Source organism: Corynebacterium sp. UMB10321 (assembly GCF_030228725.1).
Taxonomy (GTDB): domain Bacteria; phylum Actinomycetota; class Actinomycetes; order Mycobacteriales; family Mycobacteriaceae; genus Corynebacterium; species Corynebacterium pseudogenitalium.
The window spans coordinates 582,368-599,765 of record NZ_JASOZC010000001.1; the positions used below are offsets into that span (position 1 = coordinate 582,368).

At 60.6% G+C, this 17,398-nt stretch carries 18 protein-coding genes, 1 other RNA gene and 2 pseudogenes; 12 read left to right on the top strand and 9 right to left on the bottom strand.

Going from position 1 to position 17,398, the window contains the following annotated elements; all coding sequences use genetic code 11:
• Nucleotides 1-2: 2 nt before the first annotated feature.
• The 4 genes from QP752_RS02870 to QP752_RS02885 all read right to left on the bottom strand — a co-directional run bounded on the left by QP752_RS02870 (nt 3) and on the right by QP752_RS02885 (nt 3,954).
• Nucleotides 3-1,004 (bottom strand): ABC transporter substrate-binding protein, encoded by a 1,002-nt coding sequence (locus QP752_RS02870; protein WP_070975995.1) that lies wholly within the window; start codon nt 1,002-1,004, stop codon nt 3-5.
• Between the two features lie 76 nt (nt 1,005-1,080).
• The gene (locus QP752_RS02875; protein WP_070362884.1) at nt 1,081-1,527 is read right to left on the bottom strand and encodes a GNAT family N-acetyltransferase; all 447 of its coding nucleotides are present in this window, start codon (nt 1,525-1,527) and stop codon (nt 1,081-1,083) included.
• Nucleotides 1,524-2,729 carry a DUF418 domain-containing protein gene (locus QP752_RS02880; protein WP_284804303.1) on the bottom strand — a complete coding sequence of 402 codons (1,206 nt, stop codon included), beginning with the start codon at nt 2,727-2,729 and terminating at the stop codon, nt 1,524-1,526. Before QP752_RS02880 ends, QP752_RS02875 begins: the two co-directional genes overlap by 4 nt.
• A gap of 22 nt (nt 2,730-2,751) precedes the next feature.
• The gene (locus QP752_RS02885) at nt 2,752-3,954 is read right to left on the bottom strand and encodes an amidohydrolase (RefSeq protein ID WP_256000965.1); all 1,203 of its coding nucleotides are present in this window, start codon (nt 3,952-3,954) and stop codon (nt 2,752-2,754) included.
• 122 nt (nt 3,955-4,076) lie between these two features.
• Here QP752_RS02885 and QP752_RS02890 point away from each other — a divergent pair, with 122 nt between their 5' ends.
• Nucleotides 4,077-4,934 carry a S1 family peptidase gene (locus QP752_RS02890; RefSeq protein ID WP_256042083.1) on the top strand — a complete coding sequence of 286 codons (858 nt, stop codon included), beginning with the start codon at nt 4,077-4,079 and terminating at the stop codon, nt 4,932-4,934.
• 21 nt (nt 4,935-4,955) lie between these two features.
• Here QP752_RS02890 and hisN read toward each other — a convergent pair whose 3' ends face one another.
• The 3 genes and pseudogenes from hisN to QP752_RS02900 form a co-directional block, all read right to left on the bottom strand.
• A complete protein-coding gene (gene hisN, locus QP752_RS02895; protein WP_284804306.1) occupies nt 4,956-5,744 on the bottom strand; it encodes a histidinol-phosphatase in 789 nt (262 codons plus the stop codon).
• A 17-nt stretch (nt 5,745-5,761) separates the two neighbouring features.
• Nucleotides 5,762-5,815: pseudogene (locus QP752_RS11405) on the bottom strand (hypothetical protein); the annotation flags it as partial.
• Nucleotides 5,816-5,826: 11 nt separating this feature from the next.
• Nucleotides 5,827-6,540 (bottom strand): annotated as a pseudogene (locus QP752_RS02900) (inositol monophosphatase); the annotation flags it as partial.
• A gap of 57 nt (nt 6,541-6,597) precedes the next feature.
• Here QP752_RS02900 and prfB point away from each other — a divergent pair.
• From prfB to QP752_RS02935, 7 genes are all read left to right on the top strand, one after another.
• Nucleotides 6,598-7,701 (top strand): peptide chain release factor 2, encoded by a 1,104-nt coding sequence (gene prfB, locus QP752_RS02905; protein ID WP_070363561.1) that lies wholly within the window; start codon nt 6,598-6,600, stop codon nt 7,699-7,701.
• 25 nt (nt 7,702-7,726) lie between these two features.
• Entirely contained in the window at nt 7,727-8,419 is a 693-nt protein-coding gene (gene ftsE / locus QP752_RS02910; protein WP_070362879.1) for a cell division ATP-binding protein FtsE, read from the top strand.
• A gap of 2 nt (nt 8,420-8,421) precedes the next feature.
• Nucleotides 8,422-9,324, top strand: coding sequence for a permease-like cell division protein FtsX (gene ftsX, locus QP752_RS02915; protein WP_070476986.1), 903 nt, complete (start codon nt 8,422-8,424; stop codon nt 9,322-9,324).
• A gap of 15 nt (nt 9,325-9,339) precedes the next feature.
• Nucleotides 9,340-9,834, top strand: a complete 495-nt coding sequence (gene smpB / locus QP752_RS02920) for an SsrA-binding protein SmpB (protein WP_070476987.1) — start codon at nt 9,340-9,342, stop codon at nt 9,832-9,834.
• Between the two features lie 12 nt (nt 9,835-9,846).
• Nucleotides 9,847-10,491: an SDR family oxidoreductase gene (locus QP752_RS02925; RefSeq protein ID WP_284804312.1), complete on the top strand. Its 645-nt coding sequence runs from the start codon at nt 9,847-9,849 to the stop codon at nt 10,489-10,491.
• Between the two features lie 67 nt (nt 10,492-10,558).
• Nucleotides 10,559-10,950: a transfer-messenger RNA gene (gene ssrA, locus QP752_RS02930) on the top strand.
• A gap of 520 nt (nt 10,951-11,470) precedes the next feature.
• Nucleotides 11,471-12,157 (top strand): NAD(P)H-binding protein, encoded by a 687-nt coding sequence (locus QP752_RS02935; RefSeq protein ID WP_256006305.1) that lies wholly within the window; start codon nt 11,471-11,473, stop codon nt 12,155-12,157.
• A 289-nt stretch (nt 12,158-12,446) separates the two neighbouring features.
• Here QP752_RS02935 and QP752_RS02940 read toward each other — a convergent pair whose 3' ends face one another.
• Together QP752_RS02940 and QP752_RS02945 are read right to left on the bottom strand one after the other, a co-directional pair.
• Nucleotides 12,447-12,593, bottom strand: coding sequence for a hypothetical protein (locus QP752_RS02940; protein WP_256006308.1), 147 nt, complete (start codon nt 12,591-12,593; stop codon nt 12,447-12,449).
• Nucleotides 12,590-12,733 carry a hypothetical protein gene (locus QP752_RS02945; RefSeq protein ID WP_256006310.1) on the bottom strand — a complete coding sequence of 48 codons (144 nt, stop codon included), beginning with the start codon at nt 12,731-12,733 and terminating at the stop codon, nt 12,590-12,592. The genes QP752_RS02940 and QP752_RS02945 overlap by 4 nt, the downstream gene beginning before the upstream one ends.
• Before the next feature lie 264 nt (nt 12,734-12,997).
• Here QP752_RS02945 and QP752_RS02950 point away from each other — a divergent pair, with 264 nt between their 5' ends.
• The 4 genes from QP752_RS02950 to QP752_RS02965 are packed head-to-tail and all read left to right on the top strand — an operon-like array spanning nt 12,998 to nt 16,761.
• Nucleotides 12,998-14,020, top strand: a complete 1,023-nt coding sequence (locus QP752_RS02950) for a siderophore ABC transporter substrate-binding protein (RefSeq protein ID WP_070362874.1) — start codon at nt 12,998-13,000, stop codon at nt 14,018-14,020.
• Nucleotides 14,020-14,994: an ABC transporter permease gene (locus QP752_RS02955; protein ID WP_070476993.1), complete on the top strand. Its 975-nt coding sequence runs from the start codon at nt 14,020-14,022 to the stop codon at nt 14,992-14,994. The genes QP752_RS02950 and QP752_RS02955 overlap by 1 nt, the downstream gene beginning before the upstream one ends.
• On the top strand, nt 14,987-16,009 hold the full coding sequence (locus QP752_RS02960; protein WP_256006312.1) for an iron chelate uptake ABC transporter family permease subunit: 1,023 nt from the start codon (nt 14,987-14,989) through the stop codon (nt 16,007-16,009). The genes QP752_RS02955 and QP752_RS02960 overlap by 8 nt, the downstream gene beginning before the upstream one ends.
• Complete coding sequence (locus QP752_RS02965; protein ID WP_070362871.1) at nt 16,006-16,761, top strand: ABC transporter ATP-binding protein; 756 nt, start codon at nt 16,006-16,008, stop codon at nt 16,759-16,761. Before QP752_RS02960 ends, QP752_RS02965 begins: the two co-directional genes overlap by 4 nt.
• Nucleotides 16,762-17,398 lie beyond the last annotated feature (637 nt).

Consider the following 17,398-nt stretch of genomic DNA (forward strand, 5'->3'; position numbering starts at 1 on the left):
AGTTACTTGGCTGCTCCGTCGAAGAGGCCGTCGTCAATTGCCTTCGAGATGTTCTGCACTACCTCGTAGGAACGAGCGGAAGCCGAGGTGGCGACGCCAGGAACCACAATGTACATGTTGTTCTTGACTGCCTTCATCTCCTTGGTGCCCGGGGTGGACTCGAGGTCTGCGACCTTCTCCTCCCACTTATCGCCCGGCTCGCCGCGGCCAGGCAGGTCCGCGAGGATGATCACGTCCGGATCGGCCTCGGCGACGGCCTCCCACGACACCTGCGGCCACTCCTCATCCAGGTTGGCGAAGACGTTCTTCATGCCGGTGCGCTCTCCCATGTTGGTGACGATCGACGGGCCGCCAGCGACGTACGGGGAACCGCCAACAGACGAGTAGAGCAGCATGAACGTGGTGCCCTCAGGCGCCTGCTTTGCGTTCTCCAGCTCGGAGGTCTGCTTCTCAATGAGCTTCTTCGCCTCCTCTTCGCGGCCGAAGAGCTTGCCCAGGTCCTCGAGGTCCTTCGCGATCAGCTGGAAGGAGTCCTTGCCCTTGTTGTCGCCGTAGGACGGGCACTCGCTGTTCGGGTTGAAGGTGGCGACGCCCAGCTTTGCCCACTCCTCGCGGGTACCTGCGGCGTCGGCGCGCCAGTTCTCGTCGAACGGGGAGAAGATGAAGTCCGTGTCCGCGTCACGCAGCTGCTCCGAGTTCGGCACCGACGGGCTGACTTCCTTCAGTCCGTCGAGGGAGAAGCCAGCTGGTGGCAGGTCCTTCTGGTGGCCGTAGCCTGCAATCTGATCCTTGGCGCCGAGCAACAGCAGGGTGTCCGTTGCGCCCTGCTCGAGCGTGGTCGCACGCTGGACCGGTCCCTGAACGGTGACCTCGGTGCCACAGTTATCGATGGTGATGGCGGAGTCGGACTGTGCCTGTGGGGTTTGCTCATCCGTGGAGCTGCAGCCGGTCAGAGCCAGCCCTGCGACGAGAACAGAACCAAGAGCTGCAGAGATTGCGCGCATGGAGCTTCCTTTCAAATAATCAATGATCTGACAGAATGAGACTAGCGCGAAACCTTAGGAAAAGCTAGAAAAATATTTATGAGCGACGAAGACGCATCACACGATGCGGAACTCCAGTGTCAAGGAACTCCTCGCCCTCGGCGACAAGGCCGAACTGCTCGTAGTAGGGGACCAGGCCAGACTGTGCCTCGACGATCAGGTCGCCCGGCCAGCGCTCGGTGAGCTGGATGCCCGTTCGCGCGATCTGCGCGCCCAGGCCTGTGCCGCGAGCGGCCGGGGCGACGACGAAACGGCCAAACTGGGAACCCGTTGCGGTGGGAAAGACGCGGGCGCAGCCCTCCAACACCGCACCGTTCCACGCGAGCAGGTGCAGCGTGTCAGGGTGCGCGTCCTGCTCGTCGAGTTCCCGATAAGGGCAGTGCTGCTCGGCGACGAAGACGTCGACGCGGAGCTTGAATAGTTCGAACGCCTCGAGCGAGGTGAGCTCCGAAAGCGGTGCTACTTGGATTCGGTGCGTGCTCATTGCGGGAGGGCCTTTCCACTCGCAGGATCTGAGTATGGTTCGATGCGGCGCGTCGGGCCGTATGAGAGGCGGCGGTGCAGCGACTCGAACGGGCCCTGCTTGCCCATGCGCTCAAGCAGGGCGGCGAGCGCCACCGACAGCAGCCACACCGCGGTCCCGAGCAATATTGGGCGGAGCTCCCCGAGACCCGGCAGCCACGAGTAGCCGATCAGTACCGCGGTCGGAAGCAACACGAACGTCTGCAGAAGGTAGCCGGACATGGAGCGCTTCCCCAGGGCGATCATCGGCATCGTCCAGCGCGGTGGCTGCTGGTTCCAGTGCTGCGTTGCCAGCGCGAACGCAGCCAGGATGCCCGGTCCGGTGAGCATCCCGAAGCTCTGGTTCAAAATTGACCAAAATGCCGCTGTCGACGCAGGCAGGATGCCCAGCTGTGCAAGCCCAAGTGGGATGCCGATCGCAACAACGACAGCGACGGCCACCGCTACCCAAATCCACAGCGTCCGCGCGTGCTCATTCACGTCAGTGAGCACGCCGTCACGCGCCCACACAAAACCAATCAGGGAAAGCGCGCCCAGCTGGATCACAACGAGGGGCTGCGAGAAAAACATGTAGATCGCGAACTCTTGGTTCCCGGCAAAGTACGTGGCAAAGGAGCTAGCATCCGGTGCCGGCGTTGCAAGGTCCAGGGGTGTTCCATAGAAAAACACCGCAACCAGCGAGTACACAATGCACGACAGTCCCAGAATGATGCCAGCAATGACGTAGAGCACCCCCGAGCGCACGCGCAGGAACATCGCCATCAGCACACCAATAAGCCCGTAGGTCAACATGATGTCGCCGCTAAACAGCAGCCACATGTGTGCCAGGCCAAAGAGCGCGAGCATCCCGTAGCGCTTCGCCAGCACGCGCCGGGCAGCACCGGCCGGGTACCCTTTGCGTGCCAGACTCGCTGCGACCAGACCGAAGCCGAAGCCGAGGAGCGTTGAGAACATCGGCAGGCCACGGACGTGCACGAACATCGCCGCGAAGAGCGTCGCGGCTTGGTCAGCCACCGTGCCTGGGTGCTCGCCTGTCACGGTTGTGCTTAAAGGAGTGAGCCAGTACGAAATCGCGTTGGCTACGGCGATGCCGAGCAGCGCCAAACCCCGCGCGATATCCGGGACGACGAGCCGTGTACGTTGCTGTTGCTCTACGGTACGCATGCAACGAAAGCGTACGGCAGGCCTACCCTCGCATCAACCACGGAGACGTAGAGACCAAGATGGCCTGGATACTGCTGTCAAGCACCGGCTGCAGGTCAGGGGCGAAGTACGGCGAGTGGTTCGAAGGGGCGCCGTCGATATCTTTGACACTGCCCAAGAACCAGTAGAAGTACGGGGCGCCGAACGCGTTGCCAATCGTGGGGAAGTCCTCGGAGCCGGAAAGCCTGCCGAAGTCGCCCACCTCGTCGAAGTTCTTCCGGAACGCGGTCATGACAGTGTCGGCCGTCGCCTCGTCGTTGTGGAACTCCGGTGCACCACCGATGCGCTCGAACGCGGGCGGCTTTGGCGTGCCAGCGGCCTCGCACTCTGCACGAACGATCCGCTTGATGGAGGCGTTGAGCTTCTCCGAAAGCTCGGAGGTAAACGCGCGCGTGGAAACGGAAATCTCGGCCGTCGCGGCGATCGTGTTCGCCGAGTTACCCGCGTGGACCGCGCCAACCGTGACTACGGCCATGTCCTGCGGGTCTACTTCGCGTGCAACGATCGTTTGCAGCCGAGTGATAATGCTTGCCGCGATCACCACCGGGTCGATGCCGTTGTGTGGTTGCGAGCCGTGGGCACCCTGCCCGTAAATGGTGACCTTCGTCTGTTCGGCCGCAGCAAACACTGGCCCTGGTAGTGCGCCGAGGCCGTAGTTCGGCAGCATCGGTCCCACGTGCTGGCCAAGCACTACCTCGGGGGTAGGTACCTTCGTGGCTAGCCCCGCGTCGGCCATGTCCTGGGCGCCAGCGCCGGTCTCCTCACCAGGCTGGAAGATGGCAAGGAAGGTGCCGCTCCACGCGTCGGTATTTTCCTGCAGCAAGCGAACCGCACCCAACAGTGCGGTCGTGTGCATGTCGTGGCCGCAGGCGTGCATGATGCCCAGCTCCGGGGAAGCCGAGTACTCAAGCCCCGTTTCTTCCTTGATTGGGAGGGCGTCGAAGTCGGCGCGGAAACCGACAGTTGGGCCGTCGCCGTTTCGCACGACGCCCACGAGCCCCGTTGTGCCGACGGGCACCACCTCGACGCCGAGCGCCTCCAGCTCCTCCTGAATGCGAGCGGAGGTAGCAAACTCCTGCATGGATAGTTCGGGGTTCTGGTGGAACCACTTGTACAAATTCTCTAGCTCACCGCGGTGAGCTTCCAGGCTTTGTAGGAACGGCGTGAACTTTTCTTCTAGGCGCATGGCTTGAGCATAGTTCCGCACCCACACCTTTTGTGCTGGCTGCCGTGCCGATGGGGCAAATTAGGGCAAAAGGTGGCATTGTGTACTCAAGAAACGTCTGTGGTTGGAGTGGAAGGGTGCCTATGTTGCTTCGCCGAGTGTGTGCGCTCGTTGCTGGGGTTGGAATCGCGGTCGCAGGGGTGGGGCTCGCGCCACCGGCAATAGCGCAGGTGCGCTCGGAGTACGAGGGCAACGTCGACCCAAACTATGTCTGGCGTAGCGACGCCGCTTCGAAGCTACTCGCCGGAAAACCTTGGACCGACTACGTGCTGCACCGCGTGCCCGGTTCCTTCCACGACGCCCCGCGGATTCCGGAGGCCTCGAACCAAGCGCTCACTCGGGGAAATTCCCTCTACGGGCCCAGCACCCCGATTTACGTGAAGCGCACCAATGGCACCGAATCAATGTGCACCGTCGCCGTGGCGGGCCACGACGATAAAGGGCACAAGTACGCGCTGACCGCCGGGCACTGCGGTGAAGTTGGCGACGCCGTCACCTCCGCCGACTCCTGGCAAGTCGGGCCTTCCGGCACCATCGTGGAGGTCAACCGGGACCTCGACTACGCACTGATCGAGCTGGGCTCGAACGCGGAGGTGACCCGCTCCTACAACGGCGTCCACATCAACCACCTCGGCAGCAAGCCGATCAAGCCCGGCAACGTGGTGTGCAAGCAGGGCGTGGCCTCCGGCAGGACGTGCGGCGTGACGCTGCACGACTGGGAGTCCATGAACATCTCCCACACCTGCGCTATGCAGGGTGATTCGGGCGCACCCGTAGTGGTGGGCGACCGCCTCGTCGGCATCCTGAACGGCGGGGTGCTCCCATCGCCGTTCGATGTCTCGTGCCACAGCCCGCTGCAGGGCGTGATTCACGCGCCGACGGGCGCGGTCCGGATGGACGCGGTGCTGTCCACGCTGGACAACGGCTTCCGCCTGCCGTAGGACTAAAACGCTTGCGGCGGCTTAGGCGCCGATTACCTTCCGGGCGGCGTCGTGCAGCAGACCATTCGTGGCGATCGCGTCGCCGCCGTGCGGTCCAGGCTCACCGTTGAGTGAGCTAAACGTGCCACCGGCCTCCGTGACCAGGACAGACAGGGCAGCGAGGTCCCACACAGAAACCTCCGGTTCTGCCGCGATGTCGACGGCGCCCTCGGCCACCAGGCAGTAGCCGAAGAAATCCCCGTAGCCGCGCAGGCGCCAGGTGCGCTCAGTGAGTGCGATGAAGTTCTCCTGCAGGCCACGTGCCTTCCAGCCCTCAAGCGAGGACATCGCCAGGGAGGCGTCCGCAAGCTCGCCCACGTGGGAGACCTCGAGGCGCTTCAGGCTGCCCTTGTTAAACGTCCGCCACGCGCCGGAGCCTTTCGCCGCGTACCAGCGGCGCGCCAGCGCCGGGGCGGAAACGACGCCCAAGACTGGTTGGCCGTCGACAAGCAGTGAAATCAGCGTCGCCCACACGGGCACACCGCGGACGAAGTTCTTCGTGCCGTCGATCGGGTCGATGACCCACTGGCGGCCCTCGAAGACGGTCTCCCCGCCGAACTCTTCGCCGACGATCGAGTCGCCCGGGCGGGCCTCTGCGAGGCGCTCACGCAGCACCTCCTCGACAGCGACGTCGGCGTCGGAGACCGGGGTCATATCCGGCTTCGACTTCACCTTCAGGTCGGAGGCCTCGAAGCGGTCGAGCGTGATCGCGTCGGCAGCATCTGCGAGTTCGAGGGCAAGGGCGAGGTCATCGTCATAAAGATTCGTCATGCTCAGTAAGCCTAGCTTCAATGTCCGACACAATTTGTGGGTTTCCGGCAACGCACCAGGTCACCCCGCCCGCAGGCACCTTCTTTGCCACGCCCCCAACTGCCTCAATGAGCGCCTTGCCCGGCAGCCAGTCCCAATCGGCGACGGAGTGCTGCAGCCACCCACCCAGCTGGCCACTAGCGATATTGGACAGGTCGACGGAGCCAGCGCCCCACATGCGGATCGTCGCCGCGTCGCGCACCGCGCGCAACCACGCGTTCCGGATGGCGTCATCGCGCATGAACGTCGGGTGCAGGTACGTCACCAGGCCCTGCGAGGCCAGCGACGCCGCCTCGAGGTCGGGCAATGGCTCGCCGTTGCGCGTCGCGACGCCATCGTGGGCAAGCCACGTCGTATTCATCGCCGGGCGGTGCACCGCGCCAATCAGGATCCGCGCAGGGTCCGAGGGGTCGCCCTCTACCAGCGCGAGCGCCGAGCAGAAGTAGTCGGAGCCCTGCGTGAAGTTAAAGGTGCCATCAACCGGGTCAATTACCCACGTCCGTGAGGAATCGCCATGTATGGAAGCGCCTTCCTCGCCGAGGACGCCGTCGTGTGGGCGCAGCTCGGCAAGCGTTTCTGCGACGAATCGTTCCGCGGCACGGTCTGCCTCCGTCACCACGTCAGAAATTGAGGTCTTGTAATCCGTCGAAAGGCCTTCCTCCCGCATCCGCAGCGCAAGCGAGCCAGCATGCTCAACTAGCGCGGCGGCCAGTGTTGCGTCATCAGAGTCGCGATGTTGCTCAATGAAAGAAGTCATGTACCCATTATGGGGCTGTGCGCGCGATTTGTGGAGCGTCGTCTAGACTTCGACGGTATGCAACCGGAGACGCTCGCTCGAATCAAACGTATTGACGCCACGTTGACCACCATCGAAAAAGTCATGGACCTCGACGAAATGGCCCTGCGCATCAAAGAACTCGAGCAGCAAGCCGGCGACCCGAGCCTCTGGGACGACCCCGCCCACGCGCAGCAGGTCACCTCGGAGCTCTCCAGCGTCCAGGCACGCCTGAAGAAAGTCACGAGCTTGCGCTCGCGTATCGACGACCTCCCCGTCATGTACGAACTCGCCGAGGAGGAAGGCGATCCTTCGCTCGCCGACGATGAGCTCGACGCCGTCGAAGCAGACGTCGATTCGCTAGAAGTGCAGACGATGTTGTCCGGCGAGTACGACGAACGCGAAGCCGTGGTCAACATCCGTTCCGGCGCCGGTGGTGTTGATGCTGCCGACTGGGCCGAGATGCTCATGCGTATGTACATCCGCTGGGCGGAAAAGCATGGTCACAAGGTTGATGTGTACGACATTTCGTATGCGGAAGAGGCCGGGATTAAGTCGGCGACCTTCGTGGTGCACGGGGAATATATGTACGGCCAGCTCTCCGTCGAGCAGGGCGCGCACCGGCTGGTGCGTATCTCGCCGTTCGACAACCAGGCGCGGCGCCAGACCTCGTTCGCTGAGGTGGAGGTGTTGCCGGTGGTCGAGCACACCGACCACATCGACATCCCGGATTCCGATATCCGTGTGGACGTTTACCGTTCCTCGGGCCCCGGCGGACAGTCGGTGAATACCACGGACTCAGCGGTGCGCATCACGCACATCCCGACCGGCATCGTGGTGACCTGCCAGAACGAGAAATCTCAGATCCAGAACAAGGCATCCGCGCTCAACGTGCTGCAGTCCAAGCTTCTGGAGAAGAAGCGCATGGAGGAAAAGGCCGAGATGGACGCCCTGGGTGCCGGCGGCAACGCAAGCTGGGGCAACCAGATGCGCTCCTATGTGCTGCACCCGTACCAGATGGTGAAGGACCTGCGCACGAACTACGAGGTAGGCGACCCGCAGAAGGTGCTCGACGGCGACATCGACGGTTTCTTGGAGGCCGGTATCCGCTGGCGCATGGGACAACTCCAGTCACAGGAGTAACAGAAGAAGTAGTAGTGTGTAGCGGGTGATCACTTTTTCCAACGTGACGAAGGTCTACCCGACGTCCACACGCCCAGCACTCGACGATGTCTCATTCGAAATTGCCGACGGCGACTTCGTCTTCCTCATCGGCCCGTCCGGGTCCGGCAAGTCGACGTTGCTTCAGCTGATGATCCGTGAGGAAAACCTGACCTCGGGGGATATCTACTTCGACGACTTCCACGTCAACGCATTAAAGGGCAGCAACGTAAACCTGCTGCGTCAGTCCATCGGCTACGTCTTCCAGGACTTCAGGCTGCTGCCCAAGCTAAACGTCTACGACAACGTAGCGTTCGCGCTCGAGGTGATCGGTAAGAAGAAGCAGCGCATCGCAAAGCTGGTGCCGGAGGCCCTTGAACTGGTCGGCCTCGATGCGAAAGCGAACCGTATGCCACACGAACTGTCAGGCGGTGAGCAGCAACGCGTCGCAATCGCGCGAGCGTTCGTCGATAAGCCCCCACTCGTCCTCGCCGACGAGCCCACGGGCAACCTCGACCCGGGAACCTCCGACGAGATCATGGCGCTACTCGCGCGCATCAACCGCCTTGGCACCACCGTTGTGATGTCCACCCACAACGCACGCGCCGTCAACGAGATGCGCCAGCGCGTCATGGAACTGCACCTGGGCAAACTTGTTCGCGACGACGCCAACGGCGTCTACGGAACCGTGAGGGGATAAGCATGAACTGGAACTTCATTTTCCGCGAAGGCCTCCGCGGCCTCGGGCGCAACTTCACCATGACCATCGCGCTCATCATCACCACCGCACTCTCACTCGTGTTGGTTGGTGCCGGCATCCTCATCTCGCAGGCGACGAGCGCGACCAAGGACCTCTACCTCGACCGCGTCGAAGTCATGGTGGAGCTCGACGAGACCATCTCCGCTGAGGACAGCGACTGCTCCTCCGAGGCCTGCCGCGAGGTCCGCGACACCCTGCAAGCCAACGACCGCGTCGAGCAGGTGACCTTCCGTTCCCGCGAGCAGTCCTACGAACGCTTCGTAGAGCTCTTCCAGGACTCCGAGCCGGACCTCGTGCGCGAAACCTCCCCGGACGCGCTACCGGCCGCGCTGCACGTGCGCCTCAAGGACCCGTCCGACATCGCACCTATCGACGCAATCCGTGACATGCCGCAGGTTGCCATGGTCAGCGACCAGGCCGACACCGTACGCGAGGCCGCCGGCACCATGGACACCTTCCGCAACGTGACCTTCGTCGTCGCCGCGGCGCAGGCACTGGCATCGCTGTTCCTGATCGTGAACATGGTCCAGCTCGCCGCGTACAACCGCCGCGAGCAGATCGCCATTATGCGCATGGTGGGTGCATCCCGCTGGTTCACCCAGGCCCCATTCGTGCTGGAAGCGGTGCTCTCCGTGCTGATCGGTGCAGTACTTGCCACCGTGTTGGCGTGGGTGGGGAAGCGCTCGCTCGTCGACCCGATCCTCGGTGACCTCTACGCCTCCCAACTCGTCGCCCGCGTTCCGGACTCCGCCGTCATGACAGTGATGCCGCTTGTCGGACTCGGGGCCGTCGTCATCGGCGCCCTCGCAGCTCAGGTGGCACTGCGCAGCTACGTGCGGAAGTAGTAGGGTGGAACGCCTATGGGTAAAAAGAAGAAACAAAAGCTGAGCAACACCGGGGTCCTCGCGACTAACCGGAAAGCGCGCCACGACTACAACATCCTGGACACCTGGGAGACCGGCATCGTGCTCGTCGGCACCGAGATCAAGTCGCTGCGCGAAGGCAAGGTGTCCTTAGTCGAGGCGTTCGCCACCATCGACAACGGCGAGGTCTGGCTGCGCAACATGCACATCCCGGAGTACTCCAAGGGGCACTGGACGAACCACCCTCCACGCCGGACCCGCAAGCTGCTCATGCACCGCCGCGAAATCGACTCTCTGCAGGGCAAGCTTCGCGACGGCAACCGCACCCTCATCCCGCTCTCGCTCTACCTCAAGGACGGCCGCGCGAAAGTGGAGCTCGGCCTGGGGCAGGGTAAGCAGGACTATGACAAACGCCAAGCCATCAAACGCCGCACCGAGGACCGTGAAATCGCCCGCGACCTCGGCCGGAAGTTCAAAGGCATCAAAGCCTAAGGAGGATTCACGATGAAGCACGCACTCGTCACCGGGGCATCCCGCGGTATCGGCCACGCGATCGCCGAGGAACTCGGCCGCGACCACCACATCTACGTCGGCGCCTCCCGCTACGCCTCCGAGGTCGTCAGCGCACTGCCCAACGCCGAGCCCTTCGAGGTTGACCTCACCGACAGTGCTGCGATGGCGGAGGCGGCGTCGAACATTCAAGAGCTCGACGTGCTCGTGCTCGCCGCAGGCGTGATGACGCCCGCCCGCCTCACCGACCTTTCCGAAGCCGACCTGCGCCGCACCATGGAAGTCAACGTGATCGCACCAATGCTGCTGACGAAAGCGCTCTTGCCCGCGCTGCGACGCAGCAACGGCCTCATCCTGACCATCAACTCCGGCGCCGGCTTCTTTGGTATCGACGGCAACTCCGCCTACTGCGCTTCCAAATTCGGTCTGCGCGGCTTCACCGATTCCCTCCGCTTGGAGGAAGCCGGAGCCGTGCGCGTGACCTCCCTGCACCCGGGGCGCACCGACACCGACATGCTCCACGGCGACACCAACGGGCCGAAGATGACGCCACAATCCGTGGCGAAGGCCGCACGCCTCGCCGTCGACGCCGGCCCGGATGCCGTGGTCGAATTCCTGCGCATCACCCCAACCGCCTAGGTCGGGGCCCTTGCGCGGGAGCATACTCGTCGGCTAGGGTGGTGCTTCTACGGTTCCCGTAGTACGAGGGGTCGATTCTGGTTTCGACTTCATCGACTAAGCCAGGGGAAGCGTGCCGGTGCAGGCTAGAGACCACCGTAAGCGTCGTAGCAACCAATAAACGCAGAGAAGAACTCTCAGCGTGACTACGCCCTCGCTGCCTAATTAGAAAGGTTCAGCGACCTGCGTGTCCGTCAGGCCGGGGATGCCCCCGAACCGGTACCTGGCGTCGACTTAGGGGGCTTGCCTTCCGGCCTTGTCAGTGGGGCCTTGGAAGGGACATTTTTCACTGACTGGGCCCGTCATCCGGACATGTTTGCCTGATCCGGAGGGCCGAGCAGAGGCAGTGCGCGAACTGCGCACGGAGAAGCCCTGGCGCGGTGGTGAAGGACCCGGGTTCAATTCCCGGCGGCTCCACTGACCCTCTACTTGTTTAAGCAGGTAGAGGGTCATTTTCTTCATATCTTGCCGAGGCTATTCCATCGGCTTCAGGTTGCATACCTGGTGCTCGGTAGACCGAGCTTGTTACGCTTCAGTGTGACTGTCCCTAAGGAATGGATCGGGTTCTAGTGTGAGTCTTCCAAAGGTCCTGTGGATTTGTGTTGGTATTGCGACGGTGATCTTGGCCACCAGAAGCGGGATCCCGTGGGAGCTGACTGTTGTCCTCTGCTTCGTTACCGCCGTAGTGACGGTAAGGCTCGTTGCTTCAGGTTCTGAACCGTCATTCGCACGGGTGGCCATCGGCGCACTTACGATGTGCGCGGTTGCTGGCATTTTCTTACCGCTGGTTCTTCCGCTCGCATATGTCGGATACGTTGCATGGACTTGGTTTTCGATTGTGGGCGATTGTGAAGGAGAGTAACTACAAGTTGAGGGTCTGGGTATGACCCAAATTTCGGCCAACCGTTAGAGAAAGCAGATGACGCGTACAGTGGCGCCCATGACTGAAACGACGACTGCACGCAAGAACGTTCTGTACATCGGTGGCCATGGCAAGGTGGGGCTGTTGGCAGCGCCAAAGCTCGTCGCCGCTGGCCATACTGTCCATTCCCTCATACGCAACCCCGACCAGGCTGCCGATATTGAAGCGCTTGGAGCTACCCCTGTCTTGCGGGACCTAACCGAGATCTCCGTTGAGGACTGGGCTGAGCTCCTTGCCCAGTATGACGTCGCCGTGTGGGGCGCCGGCAACGGTGGACGCGCTGGTGCCGAAGTGACGTGGGCAGTCGACCGCGACGCCGCCCTGGCCTCCATCGCTGGGCTAGAGAAACTGGCTGCGGAGGGGAAACAAGCACCGGCATACGTGATGATCTCCTACGTCGGCGCTACTGAGAACACGACTGATCCTTCCGATGAGTCGTGGTATGCGTATGTTGAGTCGAAGAAGGCCGTCGATAACAAACTGAATTCGACGGATCTCAACTACCTCATCCTTGGCCCGGCGGCGCTGACCGAAGAGCTTGCACGGGGCATTACCGTGCTGGACAAGGATGCTGAGCCCACCGGCATTATGACGACCTCCCGGGAGCTTGTTGCGGACGTTGTCACCGAGGTGGTCGGTCGCGAGATCCTCCCAGCGTCGCCGCTGGAGTTCATTGACGGCGAAGGCAGCGTCAAAGACATCTAGAGGCCAGAGCCCCAAGTGAAAGGTAAAGCGTGATGAGCGAGCCAGTTGAACACGGGTGAAGATTTGCTCGAATACGTGGTGAGTATTGGCCCTAGAATATGAAGCTGGTTTCGGAAGATGAAGCGGATATTGAACTTGCCGATATGGTTGGTGCTCCGTGGGACTCGTTCACCGAAGAGTAAAGCACATAGCTAGTTGTAGCCGTCACTGTGAGTGGCGGCTTTTGGCTTGGAGGGGATCTCACGTTTATTGACGATCGGTAGAATCTCTTCCGTTCCCCTCAGTGGCGTTACGCCTTGTCTGTGTACAAATGACGGGAGAACGCTGAAAGAGCTACGGCAGCGCCTACGGCAATCGACCAGGTCCAGCCGGTCGCGAGATATGCAAGAACAGTGACGAGGACGTAGACGGCCGCGTTGTTGAGTGGTGAGTTCATCGGGCAGCAGCCTTTCGCACGAGCACAACTGTGTCCCAGGTGAGGGCGACGAACGCGACCGCGAGCAAGATCCATACGATGGGACTGCTAGGGGCAACGATGTAGGCGAGAAAGAATGCGAAGACTGCGATTGTGGACATTTGGAGTCCTCCTATTGTACTGACGCGGTGAGATCCAGTGCTCCGAGTATTCTGTCACAGCTAAGGTGTGCTTGCACCAGATGGGGCTGCGGCCAATGGCTGATTCGATGCGATCTAAGCTGCGTAGATGCATGACACGGGGGTAAGGGGAGGGGGATGTCGATAATCACTTTCTTCTCTAAGCCTTGCCTAACTCTCATGAGTAGCTTAGGGTGAGTGAGGTAACCCTACCCTTGGATATGAGTAGCAAGGATACTTTTCAACATGATTCGTTTTTCACGTAAGACCATCGTGGCTGTTGCGGCCGCCGCAGCGATGACGCTGACCGCCTGCTCTGAAGCAGAGTCGAACAACGCGTCCACTTCGGAGACCCAGGCTAGCGCCTCCGCTACGACGACTGCCGCGGAAAACGGCACCGTGACCGTGACCGACAACTATGGCGAAAAGACTGTGCCGACTCCGCCGAAGCGCGTCGTTGCGCTCGACAACCGCACCTTCGAGCTCCTGGACTCCTGGGGTGTGAAGCCGGTTGCGGCGCCAAAGAAGTTGGTTTCGAAAGATGTTCCGGGCCTGCGAGACAATGACGATATTGCGGACATCGGCAATCACAAGGAGCCGAATCTGGAGATCATCGTTGCAGCTGACCCGGACGTAATCATCTCGGGCCAGCGTTTTGAAAAGTACGACGACGAGATTCAGAAACTTGTTCCGAACGCAGTACTCGTCGACTTCGAACCACGTGACGATGAACCCTTCGACCGTGAGTTGATCCGTCAGACCCTCGAGCTCGGCGAAATCTTCGGTAAGCAGGCCGAAGCGGAGAAAACCGTCGAAGACTTCACCAAGGCAGTACAGCGTGCTCGCGACGCATACGACCCAGCGCAGACCGTGATGGCTGTCAACGTTTCTGGTGGGGAAATCGGATATGTTGCGCCGGGCATCGGCCGCACCTTTGGCCCCCTCTTTGACCTCATCGGTTTCACTCCGGCGCTGAAGGTAGAAAACGCCTCGAGCGACCACAAGGGTGACGATATTTCTGTTGAGGCTATCGCCGACTCCAACCCAGATTGGATCTTCGCCCTTGACCGCGACGCGGCCATTAAGAAGGAAGGGGAGTCCCCGGCTGCTCTGAGCGTGCTGAGCGACTCTGCCGCACTGCAGAATGTCACCGCAGTCAAGGAGAACCACATCTATGTGGCTCCGCAGGACACCTACATCAACGAGTCCATCCTGACCTACACCGAAATCCTGAACGGCATTGCTGACCAGCTGGAGGCCGCCAAGTAATGGCGCAACCGGGTACGCGCACCCACCCCAAACTTCTTAACTGGAAGCTTGGGGTGGGTCTCGTCATTGTGATCGTGCTGCTGGCCCTGTCCTTATTGGTTGGCCAGTACGACGTTTTTCGATCAAGCGACGGCTGGGACATGTTCAAAACCACCCGCGTTCCGCGCACTATCGCGCTGGTGCTTGCTGGCGCCGCGATGGCGATGAGCGGTCTGATCATGCAGATGCTCACGCAGAACCGCTTCGTCGAGCCCACCACGACGGGTACCACCGAGTGGGCTGGCCTGGGCTTGCTGGCGTCGTACGTATTTTTGCCCGACGGCACGATCCTGCAGCGCATGATCATTTCCGTCACCTTCGCATTCATCGGGACGATGGTCTTCTTTGCGTTCCTTCGGAGGGTGACGCTGCGCTCGAGCCTGATCGTCCCGATCGTCGGCATCATGCTCGGCGCCGTTGTCAGCGCATTCTCCACGTTTTGGGCGCTTCAAACTGACCTGCTTCAGTCGCTCGGGATTTGGTTCGCTGGCTCGTTTACCTCAGTGATTTCCGGGCAGTACGAGGTACTCTGGATCGTCGTCGCGGTCGTGATTGCCGTGTTCTTCTACGCCGACCGCCTTACGGCCGCCGGCCTGGGGGAGGACGTCGCCACGAACATTGGCCTTAACTACGGCCGCATCATCTTGGTCGGAACGAGCCTCGTTGCGGTCGCAGCGGGCGTCGTGACGGTGGTCGTCGGCAATCTTCCTTTCCTTGGGCTGATTGTCCCCAACATTGTTTCCATGATGCGTGGCGACGACCTCCGCTCCAACCTTCCGTGGGTTTGCCTCCTCGGCGTAGGCATCGTCACGGTGTGCGACTTGCTGGCCCGCACGATCATCGCCCCGTTCGAGATCCCGGTGTCCGTCATCTTGGGCATCATCGGTGCGGTGGTTTTCGTCTTCTTGATCGTGAGGCAGAGTCGCCGTGCCTAAACAGCTTATCGACGCCCGCTTCGTCGGAGCCTTCCAATCCACCAAGAGCAAAACCCGCTACTGGATAATTCTTGCGTGCCTTATCATCGCCGCCGTAGGGTTTACTGCCGGTCTGTTGGCGTACGGCAACCCCATGGACTTCGGCACCACCGGATACTGGCTGATTGCGAAGCGCCGTTTGAACTCGGTTATCGCGATGGCGATTGTGGCGCTGTGCCAGGCGGTGGCGACCGTTTCGTTCCAAACGGTGACGAACAACCGCATCATTACGCCGTCCATCATGGGTTTTGAAGCCCTCTACGTGTCGATTCACACCTCGACCGTGTTCTTCCTCGGTGCCGCTGGCCTGAACAATGGATATACGCTCCAGATGTTCGTGCTGCAGCTAGTGCTCATGGTTGGCCTGAGCCTTGTGCTGTACGCGTGGCTGTTGTCCGGAAAGCACGCAAATATGCACGCGATGCTGCTGGTCGGCATCGTGATCGGTGGCGGACTCGGCAGCGTGTCGACGTTCATGCAGCGCCTCCTCACACCAAGCGAGTTCGACGTCCTCACCGCGCGGTTGTTTGGCTCCGTCAACAACGCGGATCCTGAGTACTATCCGGTCGCTATCCCACTCGCGGTCGGCGCCACAGCACTACTGGTCTTCAATTCACGCCGCCTCAACGTCCTCGCACTCGGCAGAGATGTCACCGTGAACCTCGGAGTTAGCCACCGATTCCACTCGATCTTCACATTGGTGCTGGTTTCCGTCTTGATGGCGGTCTCGACCGCGCTCGTCGGACCGATGACGTTCCTGGGGTTCCTCGTAGCGACGCTCGCGTACCAATTCTGCGATACCTACGACCACCGTTACATCTTCCCAATGGCAGTACTGCTGGGATTCTGCGTACTCAGTGGCGCCTACTTCATCATGAACCACGTGTTTTATGCGCAGGGCGTCGTGTCAATCATCATTGAGCTCGTCGGTGGCATCACCTTTTTGGCAGTCATCTTGAAGAAGGGACGCTTATGATCACGCTGAAAGAAGTCCGCAAAGACTACGGCGACGACGTCAAAATCGGACCCGTCAACATCGAGATTCCCGCTGGTGGCATCACCGCGCTCGTTGGACCGAACGGTGCGGGCAAGTCGACGCTCCTCACGATGATTGGGCGTCTCTTAGCTATCGACTCCGGCACCGTCGAAATCGGCCGTATGGACGTCACCAGCGCTAAATCAAAAGATCTCGCAAAGATCATCTCGATCTTGCGTCAGGAGAACCACTTTGTGACGCGCCTGACGGTGCGCCAGCTCGTCGGCTTCGGGCGCTTCCCGTACAGCCATGGACGTCTCACTCCCGAGGACGAGCAGATCATCTCGAAGTACATCGACTTCCTTGGTCTCCACGAACTCGAAAACCGTTACCTGGATCAGCTCTCAGGAGGGCAGCGTCAGCGCGCTTACGTTGCGATGGTGCTCTGCCAGGAAACTGACTATGTTCTTCTCGACGAACCACTAAACAATCTCGACATTGCACACTCGGTGGAAATGATGAAGCACCTGTACTCCGCCGCGAGGGACTTCGGGCGGACCATCATCATCGTGCTGCACGACATCAACTTCGCAGCGAAGTACGCCGACTACATCTGCGCCACCAAGGATGGTCAGATCGCCGCGTTTGGGACTCCGCGCGAAATCATGAACGACGAGTTGCTCACGCAAATCTTCAACACGCCCGTGCATGTAATTGAGGGCCCGGATGGGCCACTCGCTACATATCACTAAAATGCTCGTTACGCAGGCGATTTGTGTTGTTTGTTGGTTCGTGGTTAAGTTATCCCTCGTTGCCGACGAGCGGCCTGGCCGCTTGGAGGGAATGATCAAAGTGAATAAAGTTGCTGCTTGTGGGCGGTTTCGGGTCTGGCTGGTTTGGTTGGATTTGACTTTGTGTTTACGGGTGTGTAACTTTGTTTCAGCTGCTTGACGCTGGCTCTGGTTGGGGTTGGTTGTTGGGTGTGCGGTTGTTGTTTGAGAACTCGATAGTGTGCCAATGTACTTTTTATTTTTTTGATTGCATTGACTTTTGGTTGCGTGCTGTGTGCCATGTTTTGGTGTGTGCCGGCGGTGATGCTTGAACCTATGATTGGGTGTCACTGGTGTGGTGCAGATGCACGGTCATGTTGACTGTATTGGTTGATGTGGTTGTGACTGGTCCTGTTTTGCCCCGTCGGGTTGGGACTGGTTGTTTGTACTTTACTTTTTTGTAATTTTAGGATTTTGCCAGACACTGGCGATGACTGTTGTGGTTGTTGTTGGTGGTTGGTTTGTTTTTGGTTAGGTTTTCAGGCTTTTCACGGCCTTGTTTCTTTCTGAAATAGTTTTTGTGGAGAGTTTGATCCTGGCTCAGGATGAACGCTGGCGG